Consider the following 21,445-nt stretch of genomic DNA (forward strand, 5'->3'; position numbering starts at 1 on the left):
TGTCCCCGTAGTCCTGGTAGTCCTACGGATTCGCCTCCGACCAGGGAAGACTACGTTCTGTCCCATGAGTCGCACGAAGATCGGTGTGTTCGTCCCGGCCCTCACCCTCGATCCGCAGGCCGCGCCGCGGGAGACGGCGGAAGCCGCCCGCCTGGCCGAGGAGTTCGGTTTCGCGTCGCTGTGGACCAGTGGCCACCTCACGGGCCGCTGTCCCATGCTCGACCCGCTGACGGTGCTGGCCACGGCGGCGGCCACGACGTCGCGGCTGCTGCTCGGCACGGCCACGCTGTTCCCCGCGCTGGAACGGCTGCCCGGGCTGGCGCAGCGGCTGGCGACGGTGCAGTACCTGTCGGGCGGCCGTCTGCTGCTCGGCTGCGACGCCGGGGACAGCGCGTGGGCCCGGTGGCGGGGCGGGTCCGGCGACGGAGCGGCCGGGGCGGCCTGGCGTGCGGCGGGCGTGCCGTACGAGGAGCGTGACGCCCGGCTGGACATGGCGCTGACGGACCTCCCGGCGCTGCTGCGGGGCGAGCCCGGCCTGCTGGACCCGGCGCGGCCGGACGTGGCCCTGTCCGTGCCGGCGGACGTGCCGCCCCTGTTCGTCGGCGGCGAGAACGAGGCGGCGCTGGACCGCGCCGTCCGGTTCGGCGACCACTGGTTCCCCGCGCTGGCCTCGCCGGACTGGCTGGCGGGTGCGGTCGCCGGGCTGCGGGAGCGCGCGGCCGCGGCGGGCCGGGCGGTGCCCGGTGTGGCGGTGGCCCAGCCCTTCGCCCTGGGCGGCGACGGGGCGTTCCCGGGGACGCCGGCCGACGCGGCGGCGCTGGCACGGGTGTACGGCTTCCCGGAGGAGCGCGTGACGGGGGCGGTCGTACGGGGCGGCCCGCGGCAGGCGGCGGAACGGCTGGCGGAGTTCGCCGCGGCGGGGGCGGACCACATCGTGCTCAGCACGTACGACAGCGACTGGCGGAAGCAGTACGAGCTGCTGGCGGAGGCGGTGGCCCTGCTGGACTGACCACCCTGACGTCCTGCCCGGATGTCCTGCCCTGACGTGGTGTCCGGCGGCCCGGCCCAGGGGCCGGCCGGGGCCGCCGGGGGCATTCGAGGGGAGTGAATGCCCACGGAACACGCCGAGGGCGTCGAGGAGGGTAACGCCCCTGGTGTTCTTCCACGCGCCCCCGGCCCTCCGCGCGTGGTCGGCGCTCGGCCTCGGGAGCCGAAGCCGGGGTGCACCCGTAGTAAATATATTTACCGGCAAGTACGCAAGGGTATGAAAATTTTCATTCCTTCAACGGGCAGATGTCGACACGAAACGTTCAGGTGTCGCGGCAAATGTCCTGCTGGTCAGGGTTCGAGAAAGAAGTCGTGCTGGTCGGCCGCCTGCTCGTACTTCTCCAGCCGCAGCTGGGTGCGCTCGGGGTCGGCGTCGGCCATGGCCTGGAGCAGGGCGGCGGCGACCACGCCGGGCGCCGCGTACGAGTCGAAGACCAGGCGGGAGCCGGTGGGCGCGGTGAACACCACGTCGGCCTCCTCCACCAGCGGGCCGAGCGTCGCGTCGGTGATCAGCGCGACGCGCAGGCCCGTGGCGCGGGCCGCCCGGAGCGCACCGAGGATCTCGTTGGCGTGCCGGGGCATGGCGAAGGCCAGCACCCACGTGCCGCCCGCCTCCCGCGACTGGAGCAGCGCGTCGTAGGCGACGCTGCCGCCCCGGGAGACGAGGCGCACGTCGGGGTGGATGCGCTTGGCCGCGTACGCGAAGTACTCGGCCAGCGAGACGGAGATGCGCAGCCCGAGCACCGTGAGGGGCACGGACCGGGCCAGCTCGCGGCCGACGCGCAGCACGTGGCCGGTGTCGGCGAAGGCCCGGCGCAGGCTCTCCAGGTTGGCGATCTCGGCGTCCACCGCCGCCTGCAGCTCGTTGCCGCGCCCCTCGGCGGCCTCCGCTTCGGGGGCGCCGGCGACCGCGCTCAGCGCCAGGGGCTGGAGCGCCTCGCGCAGCGCGGGGTAGCCGCTGAAGCCGAGCGAGGAGGCGAAGCGAGTCACGGAGGGCTGGCTGACGCCGACGCGTTCGGCCAGATCCGTGATGGAGAGGAACGCGGCCTCGGTGAGGTGGTCGGTGATGTACTGCGCGATGCGCCGCTGGGCGGGCGACAGCCGGTGACTGCCGAACAGGGCCCGGACCCGGTCCGCGGGGGCCGGTTCCACGTCCGGGGGCGGCCCGCCCGGCGTGATCGCGGATGCCTGTGCGCGCGCCTGCTGCTGCCGTGATGGCACCGGTGTGCCCCCTTCTCGCCACTCGCGCTCAACATAACCCACCGCCCGGCCGGCGCCGCTTCCGTTCCCGTTCCTGTGCCTGCGGACATTGCCGCGGATTGATCCCCCGACTGTCACAAGATCGTCCGGAGGTGGCCCCGGAGGCCTCCGAGGGCCGCTCCCACCCGCCGGGCGACATAAGAATGTGCACGTCAAACGCTCTTCACACCTCACGGGGGACACCATGCGTCGTCAGCTCGGCACCGCACTCATCGTCGTGGCCATCGCCGCCACCGCCACCGCCTGCAACAACGACGCGGACGCCTCGGGCGGGCCGGGCGCTGCCACGAGCGCCGCCCCGGCGCCCGCCGCGTCCCAGGGCGGGGCCCTGTCCGTGGGCGGCACCGCCACGCTGAAGGGGAAGGGCGAGGGCGTGCAGGTCGGCGTCACGCTCAAGAGCTGGGTGGACCCGGCGCAGAGCGCGAACAAGTTCATGAAGCCTGCGCCCGGCAAGCGGTGGGTCGCCGCCCAGCTCGAGATCGTGAACACCGGCAAGGCCGCCTACAGCGACAGCCCGGCCAACGGCGTGAAGGTCGTCGACGAGAAGGGCGAGACCTTCACGCACTCGATGGGAGAGATCACGGCCGGCCCCAACATGCCCGCGTCGGTGAAGCTCGCCCCCGGCGAGAAGACCCTCGGCTACGTGGTGGTCGCGGTGCCGGAGAACGCCAAGCCGCGCAGCGTGCGGTTCGCCACGGACTCGGGCTTCGGCAAGGACACCGGCGAGTGGACGGTCACCAAGTGACGGCCGGCCGCTGACGGCGGGCCGCCGACGGCGGGGGCACCGGGCGGGCTCAGCGGGCCGGCGCCCCCATGGCCAGCCAGACGATCGCGTAGACGACGACGCCGAGGAACCCGCCGAGGACGGCGATGCCCAGCAGGACACCGAGAGCCGTCCGGCCGCCGTACAGGGCGCGCCGGGCGGCCGACACGGGCGGAACGGCCGCCGTCCCGTCCGCCACGCGGTGCGCCAGGTCGCGGACGGCGGCGGCCGGGTACCGGTCGACGCCGGTGCTGTAGAGACCGGCATGGGCCTTCACGAGAACGGGCTTGAGCGCCTGCTCCAGGGCGGCGGAAGAGGTGCCGCGCGGGAACATGCGGCGCGCGGTGGCGAAATCGATCAGCGCAGGATCGGTGCGCCGGGTGCGTCCGGTCATGGCACAAGCGTTCCCGCCGCGAAGGCACCCGACGCTTGAACGGTATGTTCAACATAATGCGTTGACAACGCAGCGAGGAAACGGCCACTCTTCTCGTATGGACACCACTTCGGGACAGCCCACCGACCCCTTCACCCCGCCCCGCCCCGACGAGGCACGGGACCGCCGTGCCCACGCCTCGCTCTTCCGCATCGCCGAGCGGCACGCCGCCACCGACGAGCAGCGCCGCCGCCAGACGCACCCGTACGTCATCGCCCCGCATGAGGCGGTGCGGCTGGTGGCGTTCCTGCTCAGCGGCGCGGCGCAGCGGGAGGACGGCGAACCGGAGGTCGACCGGGCGGACATCACCGCGGCGCTGAGCCTGGTGCCGCTGGCGCGTGGGGAGATGGACCAGATCGAGGCCGGACTCATGGACATGGCCCGGGGGCGCGGCATGACCTGGCAGGAGATCGCGTTCGGCCTCGGCCTGGGCACGCCGCAGGCGGCGCGTCAGCGTCACGAGCGCCTGACGAGCCGGGTGACGTCCAGCGACTGACGGCCGCTCAAAAAGTTCTGAATCAGGTCAGGAACTGACCGGTACGGTCCCTAAAGTCTCCGTCATGACCCAGCACTCGTCCGTGAACGACGACCGTACCGACCTGCTCCGCGCCCTCCAGGAGCAGCGGGAGACCTTCCTCATCACCCTGCGCGGCATCACCGACGCGCAGGCCGCGCACCGCAGTACGGCCAGTGAGCTGACGCTCGGCGGCCTGGTCCGCCACCTGACGTCCGGCGAGCGCGTGTGGGCCCACATCCTGACGACGGGCGACGGCAGCACACCCGAGGGCATGTGGGACATGGACCAGTACCGCATGCCCGAGGGGGCCGCGGTGGCCGACCTGGTCGCGGCGTACCGTGCCGCGGCCAAGGCCACGGACGAGGCCGTCATGGCCCTTCCTTCGCTGGAGACCACCGCCCGGCTCCCGGAGGCCCCGTGGGCCCCGGACGAGGTCCACCACTGGTCGGGGCACCGGATCCTCCTCCACCTCCTGCGCGAAACCGCGCAGCACGCGGGTCACGCCGACATCCTCCGCGAGTCCCTGGACGGCGCGAACACGACGGCGCAGCTGGGCACGCCGGGCGACTGACCGGCCCGCTACCTGCCGCGGCGGCCCCACTCCCCGAGGAGGACGCGCAGAGCGGCGCCCGTGGCGGGACGCACCGGCGCCCGCAGGACCTCCGGGACGGCGCGGAGGGCCGCGTCGGCGGTGAGCACCTCCAGTTCCACGAAGGCCCGGACGAACGCGCGGCAGCCCGGGACGACGAGTCCCGGCAGGGCCCGGGCGGCCTGCAGGGCGGCCCGGGCCCGGGTCAGTTCCGCGGTGAGCAGGGCGCGCGTACCGGGTGTGTCGCGGGCCTGTTCCAGGTCGGCCCTGGACACACCGTGCCGGGCCAGGGTCTCCTCGGGCAGCGTCAGCCGGCCGTCGCCCAGGTGCGCATGGGCCGAGCCTGCGCCCGGTCGGGACGGGTGGGCCTCGCGGGTGAGGTGGGAGGACCAGGGGCACCAGCGGCGCGAAGCGCCGTACCGCCCGAGGCAAGAACTGAGCAGCACGGCGGCGGTCGGGATGCCCGCCGGGCCGCGTTCCGGGCGTTGGCGGGCTGGCCGCGGTCAGGCGCGGCGGGTGAGGCGGTGGAGTTGGAGGGCCAGCTGGAGTTCGAGGGCGCGGGCGGGCGTGTTCCAGTCGGGGCCCAGCAGGCGGCCGACGCGGTCCAGGCGCTGCACGACGGTGTTGACGTGGACGTGGAGGTCGTCCTTGGTCCGGGCGGGGCTCGTGCCGCAGGCGAAGTACGCGTCGAGGGTGCGGGTCAGTTCGGTGCCGCGTTGGTCGTCGTAGTCCAGGACGGGGCCGAGGACGCGGCGGACGAAGCCCGGTACGTCGCCGCGGTCGGCGAGCAGGACGCCGAGGAACCCGAGCGCGGGCAGGTCGGCGCCGTCGCCGGTGCGGCCGAGGGCGTGCAGGGCGGCCAGGCAACGCAGCGCCTCGGCGAGGGCGGCGGGCAGGTGCTCGGGCCCGGTGGCCGGCCCGGCGGCGCCCGCGGTGACGGGGGTGCCCAGGCGCCGGCCGAGGGCCTGGGCCAGGTCCCGGGCGAGGCGGGCGCATTCGCCGGCGGGGAGCAGCAGGAGCACGTGGCCGTCGCGGGTGCCGGCGAGGCCGCCGTGCCGGCGGGCGTGCCGGGCGGCCTCGGCCACCAGGCGCGGGCGCGTTTCGGCGTCGCAGTCGAGAGCGAGGACGGCGTGGGGGTGGGCGAGGTCGACGCCGAGGCGGCGGGCCCGCAGGGCGAGCCGGCCCGTGTCGTGGCGGGTGCCGGGCGCCCGGGGGGTCAGGAGGTCGTCGAGGAGTTCGCCGCGTACGCGGTCCTCCGCTTCGGCGACGGAGCGGCGCAGAAGCAGCAGCAGGGCGGTGACGAGGGCGGCGCGCTCGAACAGGCGCCGGTCGGCGTCGGTCAGGTCGGTACGGCCGGTGAGGGTGAGGCTGCCGAGGAGTTCGGAGCCGGCCGGGACCGCGCACACCCATATGCCGTCCGCGGGCACGGCCCGGCCGCTGGTGGCGGAGGCGGCGACGGCGTCGGCCGGTGGGGTGGCGGGTGCTGTGCCGACGCGGGCCAGCGGGGTGCCGTCGGCGTCGTGGACGCCCAGGTCGCCGCCGAGCAGGGCGGCGATCTGGGCGGCGACCTCGCCGACGGTGGCGCCGCGCAGGACGAGTGCGGTGAGGCGGTCGTGTGCGTCGGCGGCGCGGCGCAGGGCCTCGCCGTGGGCGCGGGCGGTGCGGTTGGCGGTGTCGAGGCCGGCCAGGGCGGTGCGGGTCTCCTCCAGCAGGCGGGCGTTGTCGAGGGCGACGGCGGCGTGGTCGGCGAGGGAGGCGAGCAGGGCGACGGCGTCGGGGGTGAAGGTGCGCGGGCGGCGGTCGGCGGCGAAGAGGACGCCGATGACGCGGGCGCCCACGCGCAGCGGGACGCCGAGGATGCCGCGCAGTCCTTCGTCGGTGACGGCGGTGTCGATGGCGTCGGTGTGCTGGAAGCGGCGGTCGGTGCGGTAGTCGGTGCTGGTGTAGGGGCGGGCGGTCTGGGCCACCAGGCCGCCGAGGCCCTCGCCCATGCCCAGGCGCAGTTGCTGGAAGCCGGCGGACGCCGAGCCGTCGGTGACGCGCATGAAGGTGTCGCCGGCGGCGGGGTCGTGCAGGGTCAGGTAGGCGACGTCGGTGCCGAGGAGGGTGCGGGCCCGGTGGACGATGGCGCGCAGGACGGCGTCCGTGTCGCGCAGGGCGGCCAGGTCGCTCGCGGTGTCGAAGAGCGCGGCGAGTTCGGCTTCGCGGCGCCGGTGCTGGTCGAGGGTGTGCCGGATGTCGAGGGCGGCGTCCAGGGCCGCGTCGAGCGCGGCCTGTTCGGCCGGGTCGTCGAGGGCGGCGCGGTCGGCGGCGGCCGCGGGGGCGAGCATCTCGGCGGGGGCTCCGGCGGCGAGGTGGCGGAGCAGATTCAGCAGTGCGGCCGTGGCGGGCCGGGCGGGGCGCACGGCGCGGTCCTCGTTCATGGTCACCATGGTGGTCCTTCGTGCCGGGCCGTTCTCAGGTGGGTTCGGCGCCGGTCAGCGGGGCCCGGTCGCCTCCTGCGGCCCCCTGGGGTGCGGAGCGGGCGAGGTCGCGTCCGCGGGTCTCGCGGGCGAGGGCGACCGTGACGGAGGTGACCACGGCCGCCAGGCACAGGTACAGGGCGATCGGGGTCGGCGAGCGGTAGGTCTTGAGGAGTTCGACGGCAATGACGGGGGCCAAGGCGCCGGCGGCGATGGAGGAGAGCTGGGAGCCCAGGGAGGCGCCGGAGTAGCGGACGCGGGTGTCGAACATCTCGGAGACGAAGGCGGCCTGGGGCCCGTACATGGCGCCGTGCAGCACCAGTCCCACGGTCACGGACGCGGTGATCGCGGCGAAGGAGCGGGTGTCCAGCAGCGCGAAGAACGCGAAGGCCCACAGGGCCATGCCGGCCGAGCCGATGAGGGTGACCGGTCTGCGGCCGGCCCTGTCGGACAGTGCACCCCACAGCGGGATGGTGACGAAGTGCGCGGCGGAGCCGATGAGGACGGCGTTGAGGGCGGTGCTCTTGGAAAGGTGCAGGTGGGTGGTGACGTAGACCAGGAGGAAGGAGGTGAGGACGTAGTAGGAGACGTTCTCGCCGAAGCGTGTTCCCATGGCGGTGAGCACCTCGCGCCAGTTCCTGCGCAGCACATCGGTGACGGGGGTGCGCGGCGCGTGTTCCGGCGCGGCCCCGGCCTCGGCCGCCGCCCGGGCCTGCAGGAAGACGGGGGATTCGGTGACGGAGACACGCACCCACAGGCCGATGAGGACCAGGACGCCGGAGAGCAGGAAGGGTATGCGCCAGCCCCAGGCCCGGAAGTCCGCCTCGGACTGGACGGCCGCCAGCAGGGCCAGGACGCCGGTGGCCAGCAGGTTGCCGCCGGGGGCACCGCACTGCGGCCAGGACGCCCAGAAGCCGCGGCGGTCGGCGCCGCCGTGCTCCGAGACCAGCAGCACCGCGCCGCCCCACTCGCCGCCGAGCGCGAAGCCCTGGACGAGCCGCAGCACGGTCAGCAGGATCGGCGCGGCGACGCCGATGGTGTCGTAGGTGGGCAGCAGACCCATGGCGAAGGTCGCGCCGCCCATCATCAGCAGGCTGACGACGAGCAGTTTCTTGCGGCCGGTCCGGTCGCCGAAGTGCCCGAAGACGATGCCGCCGAGCGGCCTGGCGGCAAAGCCGATCGCGTACGTGACGAAGGCGATCAGGGTGCCCACGAGGGGGTCGTCGGCGGGGAAGAAGAGGGTGTTGAACACCAGCGCGGCGGCCGAGCCGTACAGGAAGAAGTCGTACCACTCGACGGTGGTGCCGATCAGGCTCGCGGCGACGACGCGGGTGATGCCGCCGGTCGGGGGGTGGGTCGTGGGACGGGTCATGGGGTGGGTCACCAGTCTTCGGGGGAAGGGGTCAGGTCGCGGTCCAGCCGCCGTCGAGGGCGATCGAGGCGCCGTTGATGCCGCCGGCGGCCGGGCCGCACAGCCACACCACGGCGGCCGCGACCTCGTCGGGTTCGAGCAGGCGGCCCAGGGGCGAGCGGGCCAGCAGGACGTCGTCGAGCACCGCGTCCGCCGTGATGCCGTGGGCGGCGGCCTGGGCGCGGACCTGGTCCTCCACCAGCGGGGTGCGGACGTAGCCGGGGCTGACGCAGTTGCTGGTGACGCCGTGCGGCGCGCCCTCGACGGCGGCCACCTTGCTCAGGCCCTCCAGGGCGTGCTTGGCCGCGACGTACGCGCACTTGAAGGCGCTCGCGCGGCGCCCGTGGACGCTGGAGATGTTGATGACGCGCCCCCAGCCGGAGGCGTACATGTGCGGCAGCGTCCGCCGCATCAGCAGGAACGGCGCGGTGACCATGACCTGTTGGATGAGGGCGAAGCGCTCCGGCGGGAAGGCGGTGAGGGGCGCCACATGCTGCAAGCCGGCGTTGTTCACGAGGATGTCGACGGCGGCGGGCAGCGTGTCGAGGGCGGCCGGGTCAGCGAGGTCGGCGATGTGGGGCAGACCGCCGATCGCCTGCGCGACCGCCGTCGCGGAGCCGGCGTCCACGTCGACGACGTGCACGGTGGCCCCGGCCCGGGCCAGGTGCGCGGCGCAGGCCCGCCCGATGCCGCTGCCCGCTCCGGTCACCAGTGCCGTGCGGCCACGCAGGTCCGGGCCCGCCGTGTGCGGCGGCGGGGTGGGGAGTTCGCTCGTCATGGCGGCAGACCCTAGGGCTCCGCGGCACCCGGCTCCTATGGTGCCGGGACACACAAGAGGCGTGCGCGGCATGGGGGACGGGCCCATGGTGGCAGGCCGTAGGGTCCGCCGGGTGACCGAGAGCGACTACGGACGTTTCACGAGGACCTGCGCTGGGCGGACGGCTTGAAACCGTCCCCGATCAGCGGAAACCGACCGGCTCAGTGCTGCGGCGCCGGCAGGCGGACGGCGATGAGGCATACGTCGTCGCGGCCGCTTGCGGCGGCGCACGAGACGAGGGTGTCGCAGAACGTCTCCAGGGGGGTGCCGGCGAGGTCGGCGGCGGTGCGGGCCAGGCGGGTCAGGCCGTCGTCGATGTCCTCGTCGGGGCGTTCCACCAGGCCGTCGGTGTAGAGCAGCAGCGTGCTGCCGGCGGGCAGGGGCTGCACGGCGCTGACGCGCCAGTCGTCGGGTACGGGCAGGCCGAGCAGCGGTGACATGGCCCCGGTGAGGAAGGACGTGCGGCCGTCCGGGGTCACCAGCAGCGGCGGGGGGTGCCCGGCGACGCTGTAGTACGCCTGCCGGCCGCCGTCGGGGGCGTCCTCGACGCGGACGAGAGCGCAGGTGGCGGTGGAGCCGTCGGGTTCGAGGAGCTGGGCGGCCCGGTCGAGGCGCCGGATGATGTCGCCCGGCGGTTCCTCCCGGTCGGCGGCGAGGCTGCGCAGCATGTTGCGCATCTTGCTCATGTTCACGGCGGCCGCGATGTCGTGCCCGGCGACGTCGCCGATGACGAGTGCCAGCGCGCCGTCGCCCAGGACGAAGGAGTCGTACCAGTCGCCGCCGACCTCGGCGGCGGCGGGGCTCGGCAGGTAGCGCGAGACGATGTGCAGGTCGCCGTAGTGCGGGGGCCGGCTGAGCAGGCTGTGCTGGAGGGCGAGGGCGACGCGCTGGGTGCGCTGGAACTCCATGATGTTGCGCAGCGGGTCGTGGGCCTGTTCCAGGAGTTCGTGCAGCAGCGCCAGGTCGGCCGCGCCGATCGGGTCGCGGTCGCCGCAGGCGAAGACGTCGACGATGGCGGCGAGGGTGCCGTCGATGAGGACGGGCACGACGGCGACGCTGTGGGCGCGGGCGCTGCGCAGCCAGGGCAGCGTGTCGGGTGGCACGAGGCCGGGCGGGGTGGTGTCGGGGTCGAAGGTCGTGAGGACGGGGCGGCGTTCCCGGACGGCGCGAGCGAAGACGCTGCCGTCCGGGATGTGCTCGGTCCCCAGCCGGGGCGGGTCGGCGGGCAGGCCCTCGCGGGTGCGGGCGGCAATGCGTTCGACGGTGAGCCCGGCGCCGTCGGCGAGCTGGTCGACGGGGTCGGTGAAGAGGTAGATGCCGCACTTGTCGGCGAGGGCGGGCACGATGACGTCGCCGAGGGCGGCGAACGCGGTGCGGGGCTGCGTGGACTCGGCCAGCAGGGCCGCCGCCGCGGCCAGGACGTCCTTGCGGCGCTGCTCCTGCCAGTCCCGTTCGATGTCGGTGCAGGTGCCCACCCATTCCAGGACCCGGCCGTCGTCGTCCCGGACGGGCACGGCCCGGACGTGGAAGTGGCGGTAGGTGCCGTCGGCGGTGCGCAGCCGGTAGACGTACGTGAACTCGTCGGGCACCTCGTCCAGGGCCTGCTGCCAGGCGGCCCTCATGGGTTCGCGGTCCTGCGGGTGCAGTACGTCCAGCCAGCCGTCGCCGCGGAACTCCTCCCACGTCTGGCCGGTGACGTGCTCCCAGCCGGGGCTGGGCTCGATGGTGCCGCCCTTGGCGGCCGCCACCCAGACGATCTGTGTGCCGGTGGCCACCAGGTTCTCGAACCGGCGCAGGGCGCGCAGCCGCTCCTCCGTGGTGCTCCGGTCGCGTTCCGCGGACCGGACCTGCTCGGTGACGTCGACGGCCACGACGAGGACGCCCCGCCCGCCGTCGGGCATGCCGAGGACGGAGAGGCTGAAGGTGAAGTACCGCTTGGTGAAGCCGTGCGGCGAGCGGTACTCGCTGGGGGCGGCGGCCAGGCGCACCGGCTCGCCGGTGCGGAACACCTCGTCGACGAGGGCGAAGTAGCTCTGCTGCTTCTGCTCGGGGAACGCCTGGGCGAGCGGCACGCCCAGCGGCCGGGGGCCGAAGACCTGCCGGTGGAGGTGGTTGGTGTAGACGAGTTCGTGCTGCGGCCCCCGGGTGACGGCGACGGGCACCGGCACGGGGTCGAACATGCTCCACGGCGAGCCGCCGCCGGCACCCGTCGCCGTCCGCTGCTCACCCTCCGGCCCGCTCACGGTCGCCCCTCTCCTGCGCCGGCACGTCCCTTCATCCTCGTCCGGCCGGGGCGGCACCTCACCAGCTGGGCGGCGAACGGGTGACGTCACGGCGCCGGGTCCACGGGGCGCACGGTGCGCCGGACGGGTGGGTGCGGGAGTGGCGTTCGGTGCTGGTGGGACGTGAGTAAGCTGCCGGGACGTCAATCACGGGGAGGGACACCACATGTCGCTTGGACGCGACGTCATGGCCGTCGGCGGGTGCGGCCCGTTCGGTCTGTTCCGGCACGCACGGGCCCGGGCCACCGCCATTTTCGCCGCGCCGAGCACGGGCCGGGTGAACGACCCGGTCATCGGCCGGGTCCAGAAGGCCCGGGCGGTCGTCGGAGCGCTGACGACCTTCGTGCTGATATCGGTGTACGGGGTGGACGGCGGCTGGAGCGCCGTCTTCGAGGACGGCTTCACGAAGCTGTTCACGGCACCGCTGGTGCTGCTGCTGGTGGGGCCGGTCGTCGTCGCCGGCTTCATCTGGTACGCGCCGCGGCAGCACCGGCCGCTGCTGCGGTCGCGGCTGCGGCATCCGCTGCGGGCGGTCGGCTGGTACGTGGGTGTGCCGGTGGTCGCGGTGGGTGGTTTCCTCGGCCTGGGCATGCTGGGGAAGTCGCTGAGCGGCTACGCCGTCCCACAGGCGGTGGTCTTCGTGTTCATGGCCCTGGTGTGGTTCCCGTTCCTGATGTGGGCCGCCGGGTTCCTGTTCTTCGCCTCCGGTGCCGCCGCCCGGTTCGCGTTCAACACCGCCGACGTGCACGCTTCGCTGCCGGCCGTCCTCACGGTCGTCCTGGTGTGGGTGCTCAACCTGGTGCAGCTCGGCGACGGCCTGCCGAACGGGCCGCTGGCGGTGAAGATCGCGGCGTTCCTCGGCGGACCGCTGTCGGTCACCGCCGTCTCCTGCTGGGAGCTGCACGTGCTGCGCACCCGCTACGGCGTGCGGGTCCGCGGCTGAGGCGGGCTCAGCCGGACTCCACCAGGCGCCGGGCGACCTCGGTCAGTTCCGGCAGGCGCAGCACGCGGTCGCCCGCGCCGGGCAGCGGTACGTGCAGGGGCTCCGTCCAGCGCGCGGGGACGGCGCCGAGCCCGTACACGGCACCGGCGAGGCCGCCGGTGACCGCGGCCACGGTGTCGGTGTCCATGCCCAGGTCGACGGCGGCGCGGAGGGCGTCCTCGAACGTGGTCGTGGTGCGCAGCGCCCAGACGGCGGAGCCCAGGCAGGGCCAGACGGCGCCGTTGGGCTCGGTGGCCAGGCGGGGGTGCCAGTCGGGGGCGAGGACGGCGGCGTACCGGTCGCGGTGGTCCGGGTGCACGTGGCCGAGCGTCTCCGGGAGGGCCGCGACGGGGTCGCCGCCGTCCAGTGCGACACGTACCAGGTCGTGGAAGACGGCGGTGCCCTCGCCGGCGGCCGGGTCGCCGTGGGTGAGGGCGGAGATGCGGCGGGCGGCGTCCATGGTGGCCGCGCGGCCCCGGGCCGCGAAGTGCACGGCGGCGGTGGTGGCCCGCATGAGGGAGCCGTTGCCGGCGGAGCGGTGCCCGGCCTCGAACCAGGCCGTGGCGGCGCGGTCCCAGGGCAGGCCGCTGTGCAGCACGCCCTCGGTCTGGATGCCGATGTCCTTCAGGTCGGCGGCCGCCCAGCGCTGGAAGCGGGCGAAGATGTCGGCCGGGTCCAGCCGCCCGCGCTCCAGGAGCGAGTCGGCGACGTGCAGCGCCATCTGCGTGTCGTCGGTGGCCTCGCCCGGGTCCCAGCCGCGGCCGCCGCACATCTCGCCGCCGGGCGCGGAACGGGGGAAGCGGGCGGAGAACGCTCCGGACGGCCCGAACTCGAAGGGGGCGCCCAGGGCGTCGCCCACGGCCGATCCGACGACGGCTCCTGCGGCACGGTCCATGCGGTTGATCCCGGTCATCCCGGAAGCCTAACCAAGCCGGTGCCGGGGGCGGCAGGGCACCCCTGGGGGCGGCCGCCCGGTGAAAAGCGTTTGGACACGGAACGGTCCGGGATACGACGATGATCCGCATGTCGGACGAGAAACACCTGGCCGAGCGGCATTCCATCCTGTCGGTGGTCGTCGGGTCGCGCGCGTTCGGACTCGCCACCGCGGCCTCCGATGTCGACCGGCGCGGCGTGTTCGTCGCCCCCACCGAGGACTTCTGGCCGATGAGCAAGCCGCCCACGCACCTGGACGGGCCGCTGCCCGAGCAGTTCAGCTGGGAGGTCGAGCGGTTCTGCGAGCTGGCCCTGACCGGCAACCCCAACGTGCTGGAGGTGCTGCACAGCCCCCTGGTCGAGCACAGCACGGCGCTCGGCGCCGAACTGCGCGCGCTGGCGCCCGCGTTCCTCTCCCGCAGGGCGTACCGGACGTACGGGCGGTACGCGCGGTCGCAGTTCGCCAAGGCGGACGCCCGGCGGCGGAGCGAGGGCGAGCCGCGCTGGAAGCACGTCGTGCACCTGCTGCGGCTGATGATCAGCGGCGCGGAGCTCCTGGAGAGCGGCTCCGTCATGGTCGACGTGGGCCCGCACCGGGAGCGGCTCATGGCCGTCCGCCGCGGCGAGCTGACATGGGCGGAGGTCTGTGCCTGGCACGACCGTCTGGCCGCCCGCCTCGACGCGGCCCTCGCCGGCAGCCCCCTGCCCGACGACCCCGACACCCCGCGCGTCGAGGACTGGCTGGTCTCCGTACGCCGCCGTTCCCTCCACCAGGAAAGCCCCGCATCATGAACGTCACCCACGGCCTGTCCACCACTCCCCCGGCGTCCGCCCCGGCCGGCCTGCCCGACCTGACGCCGGTCGTCGCGGAACAGCAGCACCCGCTGCTGTTCGCCACGGTCTCCGGCGCACACCTGTACGGGTTCCCGTCCCGCGACTCGGACGTCGACCTGCGCGGGGTGCACCTGCTGCCGCTGCGCGACGTGCTCGGGCTGGAGCCCGGGCAGGAGACGCTGAGCCGGACCTGGGACCGCGACGGCGTGGAGCTGGACCTCGTCACGCACGACCTGGCCAAGTTCGCGCGGCTGCTGCTGCGCCCCAACGGCTACGTCCTGGAGCAGCTGCTCTCCCCGCTCGTGGTGCACACGACGCCGGAGCACGCGGCGCTGGTGGAGCTCGCGCCGAAGCTGCTGACGCGGCACCACGCCCGTCACTACCGGGGCTTCGCCACGACGCAGTGGCGGCTGTTCGGGAGGACCGGTGAGCTGAAGCCGCTGCTGTACACGTTCCGTTTGCTGCTGACGGGCATCCACCTGATGCGCGAGCGGCAGGTGCTGGCGGATCTGCCGGCGCTGGCGGAGACCGGGCCGGCACCGGCCTACGTGGGTGAGCTGGTGCGGGCCAAGGTGGCGGCCGAGCATTTGCCGCTGGCGGCGCTGGACGGTGCGCCGTCGCAGGAGCGCCTGGCCGCGGACGTGGCGGCGCTGCACGCGGCGTTGGACGCGGCGGAGGCGGCCACGGCTCTGCCGGACGTGCCCGGGGCGCGGGAGCAGGTGGACGCGTTGGTGGTGGAGACGCGGCTGGCGGCCGGCGGCGGTTGCTGACCGCGGCTCTCAGTGCCCGGGGTGCGTGGCGTTCCAGCCGCGTTCCAGCAGGGTGAACATGGCGTCCGCGGCAGCCGCCGGGTCCGGGTGGCTGCCGGCGAGGAAGGGGATGTCCAGGGCGAAGCGGGCGAGGGCGGCGCAGGTGGCGTCGTCCTCGGGGGCCCCCGTCTCGGCGGCGATCGCCCGGCCCAGGGCGGCCTCGTGCCGCAGCCACATCCGGTGGGCGTACTCGCGCAGGGCCGGGGTGTTCTCCACCATGCGGCTGAACTCCTCGAGCCGGGACCCCTCGCCGACGCCCGGCGGGAGGGTGTGCGGCCCGACCGCGGTCAGCAGGTGCTCGCGGCTGAACTCCCCGAGCCCGGACTTCTCGGCGGCGCCGGGCCAGAGCAGGTGCGGCCCCACGGCGGTCAGCAGGTGCTCGCGCAGGGCCTCCAGGACCGACCGGCCCGGGGCGCGGTCGCGCACGGCGCCGACGAGTGCCGCCTCGATGTCCTGCTCCAGGTCGAAGACGAGGGCCTCTTTGCACGGGAAGTGCTTGAACAGCGTGGTCACCGAGACGTCCGCGGCGTCGGCCACCTCCTTGACGCCGACCTGGTCGTAGCCGCGCTCCAGGAACAGTTCGAGCGCGGCGTCCGCCAACGCCTTGCGGGTCTGGGCCTTCTTGCGCTCGCGGCGCCCGGTGGGTTCGGTCACCGGGCCACCCTACCGCACGGTTGAGCAGCCCAAAAAGTTAAGTCGTTGCACTTATTGAGTCGGTGTGCTTTTGTGTGACCGGGGGTGGGCCGGGTCGCGGTCGCCGCCCCGTCACACCACTCAAGGGGGTCCCCATGCAGGCTTTGCACATCGCCGTCGTCGGAGCCGGTCCGGGCGGGCTGGTCTGTGCCCGCATCCTGCAACGCCACGGCTGCTCCGTCACCGTCTTCGAGCGCGACGCGTCCGCCGGCGCCCGCAGGCAGGGCGGCACGCTCGACATCCACAGCACCACGGGCCAGAAGGCGCTGGACGAGGCCGGAGTGCTCGACCGGTTCCACGCACTGGCCCGCCCCGAGGGCGAGACCTGGCGCGCCCTCGACCCCTTCACCGCCGAGGTCCTGACGGTGGACGAACCGGCCGACGGGGTGTCCCACCGCCCGGAGATCGACCGCGGCCAGCTGCGCGACCTGCTGCTGGAGTCGCTCACGCCCGGCACCGTGCGCTGGGGACGGGCCGTCACCGGGGCACTCCCGCAGGGCGACGGCACCTGCCGGCTGCTGTTCGAGGACGGCTCCGCCGAGGACTTCGATCTCGTCGTCGGCGCCGACGGCGCCTGGTCCCGGGTCCGGCCGGCGGTGTCGGACGCCGTACCCCGCTACACAGGCGTCACGTTCGTCGGGAACGGTTTCGACGACGCCGACAGGCGCCACGCCGCCATGGCCCGGATGGTCGGGAACGGTTCCCTGTCGGCACGGGCCGGCAGCCAGGGCCTGTTCGCCCAGCGCAGCAGCGGCGGCCGCATCGACACGGCGGCCATGTTCCGCGCGCCCGAGGACTGGCACGCCGCCGCCGGGCTCGACCTCGCCGACACGGCGGCGGTCCGCCGGCACCTGCTGGGCATGTACGACGGCTGGCACGACGACCTGCTGTACCTGCTGCGCCACGGCGAGGAGGAGTTCGTCAACCGCCCCCTGTACGCGCTGCCCGTCGCGCACCACTGGGACCACGTGCCCGGCGTCACGCTGCTCGGCGACGCCGCCCACCTCATGCCGCCGCTGGGCGTCGGCGCCAACCTCGCCCTGCGGGACGGCGCCGACCTGGCGCTGGCCCTGGTCCGGGAACCCACGCCCGGCCAGGCCGTGCGGGCCTACGAGAGCATCATGCTGCCCCGCGCGGCCAAGGCCGCCGCGGGCTGCGCGCAAGGGCTGAACGACATCCTGCCGCCCGTCCCGGCCGCGGCACCCTGAGCGGACGGGGCAGGCGGGGGTTCAGGCGTACGTGCCGAAATCGCTTGCGGCGAGGGCCGCGTTGTCGTTGACGCCGATGACGTAGCCGTCGATGTCTCGGAAGTAGAAGACCCGCTGGCCGGTGTGGTCGGTGAGCGGGCCCTTGATGATCTGGGTGTGCTCGGTGACCCGGGCGTGGACACCCTCGAAGTCGTCCACGCCCAGGTAGAGCATGCCGGCCATGCCGATGGGCTCGTCGGCCAGGATGGGCAGCCAGTTCCGCAGGTCGTCGTTGCTGTAGAGCATGCCGCAGAACTCGCCCCGGTAGAGGAGCATGTGGATGTCGTCGCCAGGGCGGGCCGCGCTGGAGTCGACGTCGAAGCCCAGCTTCTTGTAGAAGGCGATGCTGGCGGCGGTGTCCCGCACGCTCATGCACGGCGCGAACGGCATGACCTGCTCCACCTCGGCCTTCTCCCCGGCGACGGCACCCCCGTCGCTACCTTGCTCCGCCACCCGCGCGGCCGCCGCACCCCGGGCGGTGCCGCGCGGGTGAGGCGGCGGGCCCGGTCCGTCCGTGTCCAGGGGTGAGTGTTAGCGTCTTCATGATCGTTTCGGCGGTCGGCCCCCTGCCGTGCGCGGCCCCGTGCCGCCCTGATTCCCGACGAGGTCGCGTCATGTCCGCCTCCGAGACCCAGCCCGGCTCCCCCACCCCCGACCCGTTGCGCGTCCTCTTCTGCATCGGCGTCACGCAGGAGTTCTTCAACGCCGACGACGACGAGCGGGCGGTGGTGGCGGAGGCCATTCCGCCGGCGTTCGGCCGGCTCGCGGAACGCTTCGGCGTACGGGTGCTGGGCACGCTGGACGACGACCAGCTGATGGTGGGGGCCACCCCGGCCTGGCCGTGGATGTCGTACATACTCGCCGACGTCCCCGACCTGGCCACCGTGTCGCGGGTGTGCGGCATCGTGCGGGAGACCCCCGTGGGGGCCGGGCGGCTGTGGCGTTATCTGCGGGTCGAGGCCCGGGTGGGGCGGCCGCTGTTCTTCGGCACTGCCTGAACCACTCGGAAGACCCCCGGAACGGAGACACCATGCCCGGTACCGCCCTGAGCGACCGCACCGCGCTGATCACCGGCAGCGCCCAAGGGCTGGGCGCCGCCCTCGTGCGGGCCTTCCTCGCGGAAGGCGCGCGCGTCGTGGCGCTGGACGTCGACGACGAGGCCAACCGCGCCACCGCCCGCGCGCTCGACCCCGGCGGGCAGCGCGTCCTGCCGCTCCACGCCGACCTCCGCGACCTCGACGCGATCGAGCGTGCCCACCGCGCGGCCGAGGACTGGTCGCCCGTGGACGTCCTCGTCAACAACGCCGCCCGTCCCCTGGCGGTACCGCTGTGGGACATCACCCCCGAGGACTGGGACGAGGTCTTCGCCGTCAACCTGCGCGCCGTCTTCTTCCTCACCCGCGCCGTCGCCGCCGGGATGCGCGAGCGCGGCTGGGGCCGGATCGTCAACATGGCCTCGGTCGCCGGCCAGACGCCCCGCCCCACCGGCGCCGCCTACGGCAGCTCCAAGGCCGGGCTGATCTCCCTGACCCGGGTCTTCGCCACCGAGCTGGCGCCGCACGGCATCACCGTCAACGCGGTCGCGCCGGCCATGACCGACACCCCGATGGTGCGCGCCGTGAGCCCCGAGCAGCTCGCCGAACTCACCGCGCAGGTGCCGCTGGGGCGCATCGCCACGCCGGAGGAGGTCGCACGGCTGGTCGTGTTCCTGGCCGCGGAGGGCTCCTTCGTCACCGGGGCGACGTACGACATCAACGGCGGCACGCTGATGCGCTGATGCCGCCGCGGCCGGCGTCCGTCAGGACGCGGCGGCCGGCCGGTACGTGCACACCTGTGCGCCCGCCGCGCCGGTGACGGTGGAGACGAGCTCCAGCGTGCGCAGCACACCGTCCGCGGGGAAGATGCTCTTCCCGCCGCCGAGCAGCACCGGCATGACGATGAGCCGCAGTTCGTCGACGAGGCCCTCCGCCAGCAGGGTGCGCACGAGCGTGGGGCTGCCCATGACCAGCAGGTCGCCGCCCTCGGCCGCGCGCAGCTCGCGGATGCGGGCCACGGCCTCGTCACCCGGGATGCGCGTGGTGTTGTCCCAGGCCGGCGCGGAGTCGTCCAGCGTGCTGGAAACGACGTACTTGCGGATGGAGTTCATCCGGTCGGCGAACGGGTCGCCGGCCCGTTCCGGCCAGGCCGCGGCCATCGTCTGCCACGTACGGCGCCCGAACAGCAGCGCCTCGGCCGCGTCCAGCGCCCCGGCGAACGCCCCGCCGACCACCTCCGGGTCGAAGAAGGGATGCGACCAGCCGCCGTGCGCGAAGCCGCCGTCGGTGTCCTCCCCGGGCCCGCCCGGCGCCTGCACGACGCCGTCCAGGCTCATGAACTCGCTGACCACGATGCGCATGGGGATGCTCCTCCTCGTCACTGCGGCTGCCATCGCTGCCGACACCGAGGATCCTCGCACCCACCACTGACAACAGCCCGCACGAACGGGCGTCTCAGGCCGACAACGCCTCGTCCTCCCAGCCGTTCTCCGGGACGCAGGCCACAGCCAGTTGATCCAGGGACAGGTCCAGGGCGCCGGCCAGGGCCGCCACGGTGAAGAAGGCCGGGGTCGGCGCGCGGCCCGTCTCGATCTTGCGCAGCGTCTCCGCGGAGACGCCCGCCGCCGCGGCCACCTCCACCATGCTGCGCTCGCCGCGCGCCTCACGCAGCAGCGCGCCGAACAGCTCGCCGCGCTGCCGTTCCCACGGGGTCAAAGGAGTTCGCACCATGACCGTGATACTAATACCGTGATATCAATACCGGGATACTTATACCGGTATAAGAATCGGCCGCAGGCCGTGAGCAGGGGGTACGACGCATGGTGACGTTCAAGACGGACACGGAGCTGGACGCGATGCGGGAGGCGGGCCGGGTGGTGGCCCACGCCCTGGCCGCCGTACAGGAGGCCGCCCGCGTCGGTGTCTCCCTGGCGGAGCTGGACGAGGCGGCCCGTGCGGTGCTCGACGAGGCCGGGGCGCGGTCGCCCTTCCTCGGCTACCGGCCCTCCTTCGCCCCCACCCCGTTCCCCGGCGTCATCTGCGCCTCGGTGAACGACGCCGTGGTGCACGGCATACCCGACGGCTACCGGCTGCGCGACGGCGACGTCGTCGGCATCGACTGCGGCGCCGAGCTCGACGGCTGGACCGGGGACGCGGCCGTCACCTTCATCGTGGGCCGGGCCCGCCCCGCCGACGTCGAGCTCGTCGAGGCCACCCGGCGGGCCCTGGAGGCCGGCATCGCCGCGGCCGTGCCCGGCAACCACATCGGCGACATCTCCCACGCCATCGGCACGGTCGCCGACGCCGCCCGCTGCGGGATGCCCGCCGACTTCGGCGGACACGGCATCGGCCGCCGCATGCACGAGGACCCCTCGGTGCCGGGCCGGGGCCGCCCCGGCCGCGGCTTCCCGCTGCGCCACGGCCTGACCCTCGCCATCGAGCCGATGCTCATGGCCGGCGGCAGCGACGCCTACTGCACCGACCCCGACGGCTGGACGCTCCGCACCGCCGACGGCAGCCGCGCCGCCCACATCGAGCACACCGTCGCCGTCACCGACGACGGTCCGCGCATCCTCACCCTGCCCTGACCGGCACCACTCACCGCTTCCCCTGCCCCGGCATCTGCGGCAGCTCCGCGTGGTGGACCGTGTAGCCGCCCTTGGTGACCGGGGCGTACGGGGCGGGCGCCATGCAGGTGCCGACCGGGAGCTCCTCCGGCTGCCCCTTGCCCTTGGGGTCGAGGTTGACGCCGTTCCAGGAGAAGCCGACGCGGTCGTGCGAGCGGCCGGGACCGCCGTCCTTGCCGCCGTCGTGGACGCTGAAGCCCAGGCGCTTGCCCACATTGGGCGGGCCGCCGGGGCCCACCTTGGTGACGACCGCGGTCAGGGTCGCGGTGTGCGGCCCGGTGACGAGGCAGTCCACCCGGGCCTCCGAGGTGTAGGTCACCTTCCGCTCGGCCGAGTAGTGGGAGATCTTCACCGTGCCCTTGGCGTCCGTCGGCAGGCCCGTGGGGATGCCCGGCTGCGGGTTGCTGTAGGGCGCGGCCTCGGCGTCGAAGGTGAAGGAGCGGACGTCGTCGTCCGGGTAGTACGGGAGCATGAACTCCGCGCTGCCGCGCACGGCGGCCACCTCCTGCTTGCCGCCCTTCCCGTGGTCGTCCGTCGCGGCGACGGCGGTGGCACCCAGGACGGCGGTCACGGCCAGGGCCGCCGCGACGGCGGACGCCTTGCGGGCACGGGGGGAGAGCGAGGAAATCACGGTGTCCTCCGGGGAGTTGGTGGAGTGGGTGTCGTTCCTTCCGACGACACCCATCCTTCACCGCACACCCCCTC

Annotated in this window: 24 protein-coding genes; 11 read left to right on the top strand and 13 right to left on the bottom strand. The window is 74.0% G+C overall.

Annotated elements, in window-relative coordinates; translation table 11 throughout:
- The first annotated feature begins 64 nt into the window (after positions 1 to 64).
- Entirely contained in the window at positions 65 to 1,009 is a 945-nt protein-coding gene (locus IE305_RS20405) for an LLM class flavin-dependent oxidoreductase (RefSeq protein ID WP_190131109.1), read from the top strand.
- 329 nt (positions 1,010 to 1,338) lie between these two features.
- Here the strand turns inward: IE305_RS20405 and IE305_RS20410 are convergent, their stop codons facing one another.
- Complete coding sequence (locus IE305_RS20410; RefSeq protein ID WP_190131110.1) at positions 1,339 to 2,268, bottom strand: MurR/RpiR family transcriptional regulator; 930 nt, start codon at positions 2,266 to 2,268, stop codon at positions 1,339 to 1,341.
- Between the two features lie 223 nt (positions 2,269 to 2,491).
- Between IE305_RS20410 and IE305_RS20415 the strand changes: the two genes are divergently transcribed.
- Positions 2,492 to 3,052 (top strand): DUF4352 domain-containing protein, encoded by a 561-nt coding sequence (locus IE305_RS20415; protein WP_190131111.1) that lies wholly within the window; start codon positions 2,492 to 2,494, stop codon positions 3,050 to 3,052.
- Positions 3,053 to 3,101: 49 nt separating this feature from the next.
- Here IE305_RS20415 and IE305_RS20420 read toward each other — a convergent pair whose 3' ends face one another.
- The gene (locus IE305_RS20420) at positions 3,102 to 3,464 is read right to left on the bottom strand and encodes a hypothetical protein (RefSeq protein ID WP_190131112.1); all 363 of its coding nucleotides are present in this window, start codon (positions 3,462 to 3,464) and stop codon (positions 3,102 to 3,104) included.
- A gap of 97 nt (positions 3,465 to 3,561) precedes the next feature.
- On the opposite strand from IE305_RS20420, the gene IE305_RS20425 reads away from it, so the two are divergent.
- On the top strand, positions 3,562 to 3,999 hold the full coding sequence (locus IE305_RS20425; protein ID WP_190131113.1) for a DNA-binding protein: 438 nt from the start codon (positions 3,562 to 3,564) through the stop codon (positions 3,997 to 3,999).
- Positions 4,000 to 4,063: 64 nt separating this feature from the next.
- The gene (locus tag IE305_RS20430) at positions 4,064 to 4,591 is read left to right on the top strand and encodes a DinB family protein (RefSeq protein WP_190131114.1); all 528 of its coding nucleotides are present in this window, start codon (positions 4,064 to 4,066) and stop codon (positions 4,589 to 4,591) included.
- 8 nt (positions 4,592 to 4,599) lie between these two features.
- Here IE305_RS20430 and IE305_RS20435 read toward each other — a convergent pair whose 3' ends face one another.
- The 5 genes from IE305_RS20435 to IE305_RS20455 all read right to left on the bottom strand — a co-directional run bounded on the left by IE305_RS20435 (position 4,600) and on the right by IE305_RS20455 (position 11,542).
- Positions 4,600 to 5,055: a squalene/phytoene synthase family protein gene (locus IE305_RS20435; protein ID WP_190131115.1), complete on the bottom strand. Its 456-nt coding sequence runs from the start codon at positions 5,053 to 5,055 to the stop codon at positions 4,600 to 4,602.
- A gap of 57 nt (positions 5,056 to 5,112) precedes the next feature.
- Positions 5,113 to 7,032 carry a helix-turn-helix domain-containing protein gene (locus IE305_RS20440; protein ID WP_190131116.1) on the bottom strand — a complete coding sequence of 640 codons (1,920 nt, stop codon included), beginning with the start codon at positions 7,030 to 7,032 and terminating at the stop codon, positions 5,113 to 5,115.
- Between the two features lie 34 nt (positions 7,033 to 7,066).
- Complete coding sequence (locus IE305_RS20445) at positions 7,067 to 8,443, bottom strand: MFS transporter (protein ID WP_190131117.1); 1,377 nt, start codon at positions 8,441 to 8,443, stop codon at positions 7,067 to 7,069.
- A gap of 31 nt (positions 8,444 to 8,474) precedes the next feature.
- A complete protein-coding gene (locus IE305_RS20450; RefSeq protein WP_190131118.1) occupies positions 8,475 to 9,260 on the bottom strand; it encodes a 3-hydroxybutyrate dehydrogenase in 786 nt (261 codons plus the stop codon).
- 200 nt (positions 9,261 to 9,460) lie between these two features.
- Complete coding sequence (locus IE305_RS20455) at positions 9,461 to 11,542, bottom strand: SpoIIE family protein phosphatase (protein ID WP_229891255.1); 2,082 nt, start codon at positions 11,540 to 11,542, stop codon at positions 9,461 to 9,463.
- 205 nt (positions 11,543 to 11,747) lie between these two features.
- Between IE305_RS20455 and IE305_RS20460 the strand changes: the two genes are divergently transcribed.
- On the top strand, positions 11,748 to 12,524 hold the full coding sequence (locus IE305_RS20460) for a hypothetical protein (protein WP_190131119.1): 777 nt from the start codon (positions 11,748 to 11,750) through the stop codon (positions 12,522 to 12,524).
- 7 nt (positions 12,525 to 12,531) lie between these two features.
- Here the strand turns inward: IE305_RS20460 and IE305_RS20465 are convergent, their stop codons facing one another.
- Positions 12,532 to 13,476, bottom strand: coding sequence for an ADP-ribosylglycohydrolase family protein (locus tag IE305_RS20465; RefSeq protein WP_373311689.1), 945 nt, complete (start codon positions 13,474 to 13,476; stop codon positions 12,532 to 12,534).
- Between the two features lie 110 nt (positions 13,477 to 13,586).
- On the opposite strand from IE305_RS20465, the gene IE305_RS20470 reads away from it, so the two are divergent.
- Both IE305_RS20470 and IE305_RS20475 read left to right on the top strand, forming a co-directional pair.
- Positions 13,587 to 14,288, top strand: coding sequence for a nucleotidyltransferase domain-containing protein (locus tag IE305_RS20470; protein WP_190131120.1), 702 nt, complete (start codon positions 13,587 to 13,589; stop codon positions 14,286 to 14,288).
- Positions 14,285 to 15,100 carry a nucleotidyltransferase domain-containing protein gene (locus IE305_RS20475; protein WP_190131121.1) on the top strand — a complete coding sequence of 272 codons (816 nt, stop codon included), beginning with the start codon at positions 14,285 to 14,287 and terminating at the stop codon, positions 15,098 to 15,100. The genes IE305_RS20470 and IE305_RS20475 overlap by 4 nt, the downstream gene beginning before the upstream one ends.
- 9 nt (positions 15,101 to 15,109) lie before the next feature.
- On the opposite strand, the gene IE305_RS20480 is transcribed toward IE305_RS20475, so the two are convergent.
- Positions 15,110 to 15,793: a TetR/AcrR family transcriptional regulator gene (locus IE305_RS20480; RefSeq protein ID WP_190131122.1), complete on the bottom strand. Its 684-nt coding sequence runs from the start codon at positions 15,791 to 15,793 to the stop codon at positions 15,110 to 15,112.
- A 134-nt stretch (positions 15,794 to 15,927) separates the two neighbouring features.
- Between IE305_RS20480 and IE305_RS20485 the strand changes: the two genes are divergently transcribed.
- The gene (locus IE305_RS20485; RefSeq protein WP_190131123.1) at positions 15,928 to 17,040 is read left to right on the top strand and encodes an FAD-dependent oxidoreductase; all 1,113 of its coding nucleotides are present in this window, start codon (positions 15,928 to 15,930) and stop codon (positions 17,038 to 17,040) included.
- 21 nt (positions 17,041 to 17,061) lie between these two features.
- Here IE305_RS20485 and IE305_RS20490 read toward each other — a convergent pair whose 3' ends face one another.
- Complete coding sequence (locus tag IE305_RS20490; RefSeq protein WP_229891256.1) at positions 17,062 to 17,532, bottom strand: VOC family protein; 471 nt, start codon at positions 17,530 to 17,532, stop codon at positions 17,062 to 17,064.
- A gap of 161 nt (positions 17,533 to 17,693) precedes the next feature.
- Between IE305_RS20490 and IE305_RS20495 the strand changes: the two genes are divergently transcribed.
- Both IE305_RS20495 and IE305_RS20500 read left to right on the top strand, forming a co-directional pair.
- Positions 17,694 to 18,077: a hypothetical protein gene (locus IE305_RS20495; protein WP_190131124.1), complete on the top strand. Its 384-nt coding sequence runs from the start codon at positions 17,694 to 17,696 to the stop codon at positions 18,075 to 18,077.
- A gap of 32 nt (positions 18,078 to 18,109) precedes the next feature.
- Positions 18,110 to 18,856: an SDR family NAD(P)-dependent oxidoreductase gene (locus IE305_RS20500; protein ID WP_190131125.1), complete on the top strand. Its 747-nt coding sequence runs from the start codon at positions 18,110 to 18,112 to the stop codon at positions 18,854 to 18,856.
- 21 nt (positions 18,857 to 18,877) lie between these two features.
- Here the strand turns inward: IE305_RS20500 and IE305_RS20505 are convergent, their stop codons facing one another.
- Positions 18,878 to 19,474, bottom strand: a complete 597-nt coding sequence (locus tag IE305_RS20505; RefSeq protein ID WP_190131126.1) for a dihydrofolate reductase family protein — start codon at positions 19,472 to 19,474, stop codon at positions 18,878 to 18,880.
- A 94-nt stretch (positions 19,475 to 19,568) separates the two neighbouring features.
- Complete coding sequence (locus tag IE305_RS20510) at positions 19,569 to 19,844, bottom strand: helix-turn-helix domain-containing protein (RefSeq protein WP_190131127.1); 276 nt, start codon at positions 19,842 to 19,844, stop codon at positions 19,569 to 19,571.
- An 89-nt stretch (positions 19,845 to 19,933) separates the two neighbouring features.
- Here IE305_RS20510 and map point away from each other — a divergent pair, with 89 nt between their 5' ends.
- Positions 19,934 to 20,701 (top strand): type I methionyl aminopeptidase, encoded by a 768-nt coding sequence (map, locus tag IE305_RS20515; protein WP_190131128.1) that lies wholly within the window; start codon positions 19,934 to 19,936, stop codon positions 20,699 to 20,701.
- A gap of 10 nt (positions 20,702 to 20,711) precedes the next feature.
- On the opposite strand, the gene IE305_RS20520 is transcribed toward map, so the two are convergent.
- The gene (locus IE305_RS20520; protein WP_229891258.1) at positions 20,712 to 21,425 is read right to left on the bottom strand and encodes a hypothetical protein; all 714 of its coding nucleotides are present in this window, start codon (positions 21,423 to 21,425) and stop codon (positions 20,712 to 20,714) included.
- Positions 21,426 to 21,445 lie beyond the last annotated feature (20 nt).

Origin of the sequence: Streptomyces mashuensis (assembly GCF_014654785.1) — a bacterium.
Taxonomy (GTDB): Bacteria; Actinomycetota; Actinomycetes; order Streptomycetales; family Streptomycetaceae; genus Streptomyces; species Streptomyces mashuensis.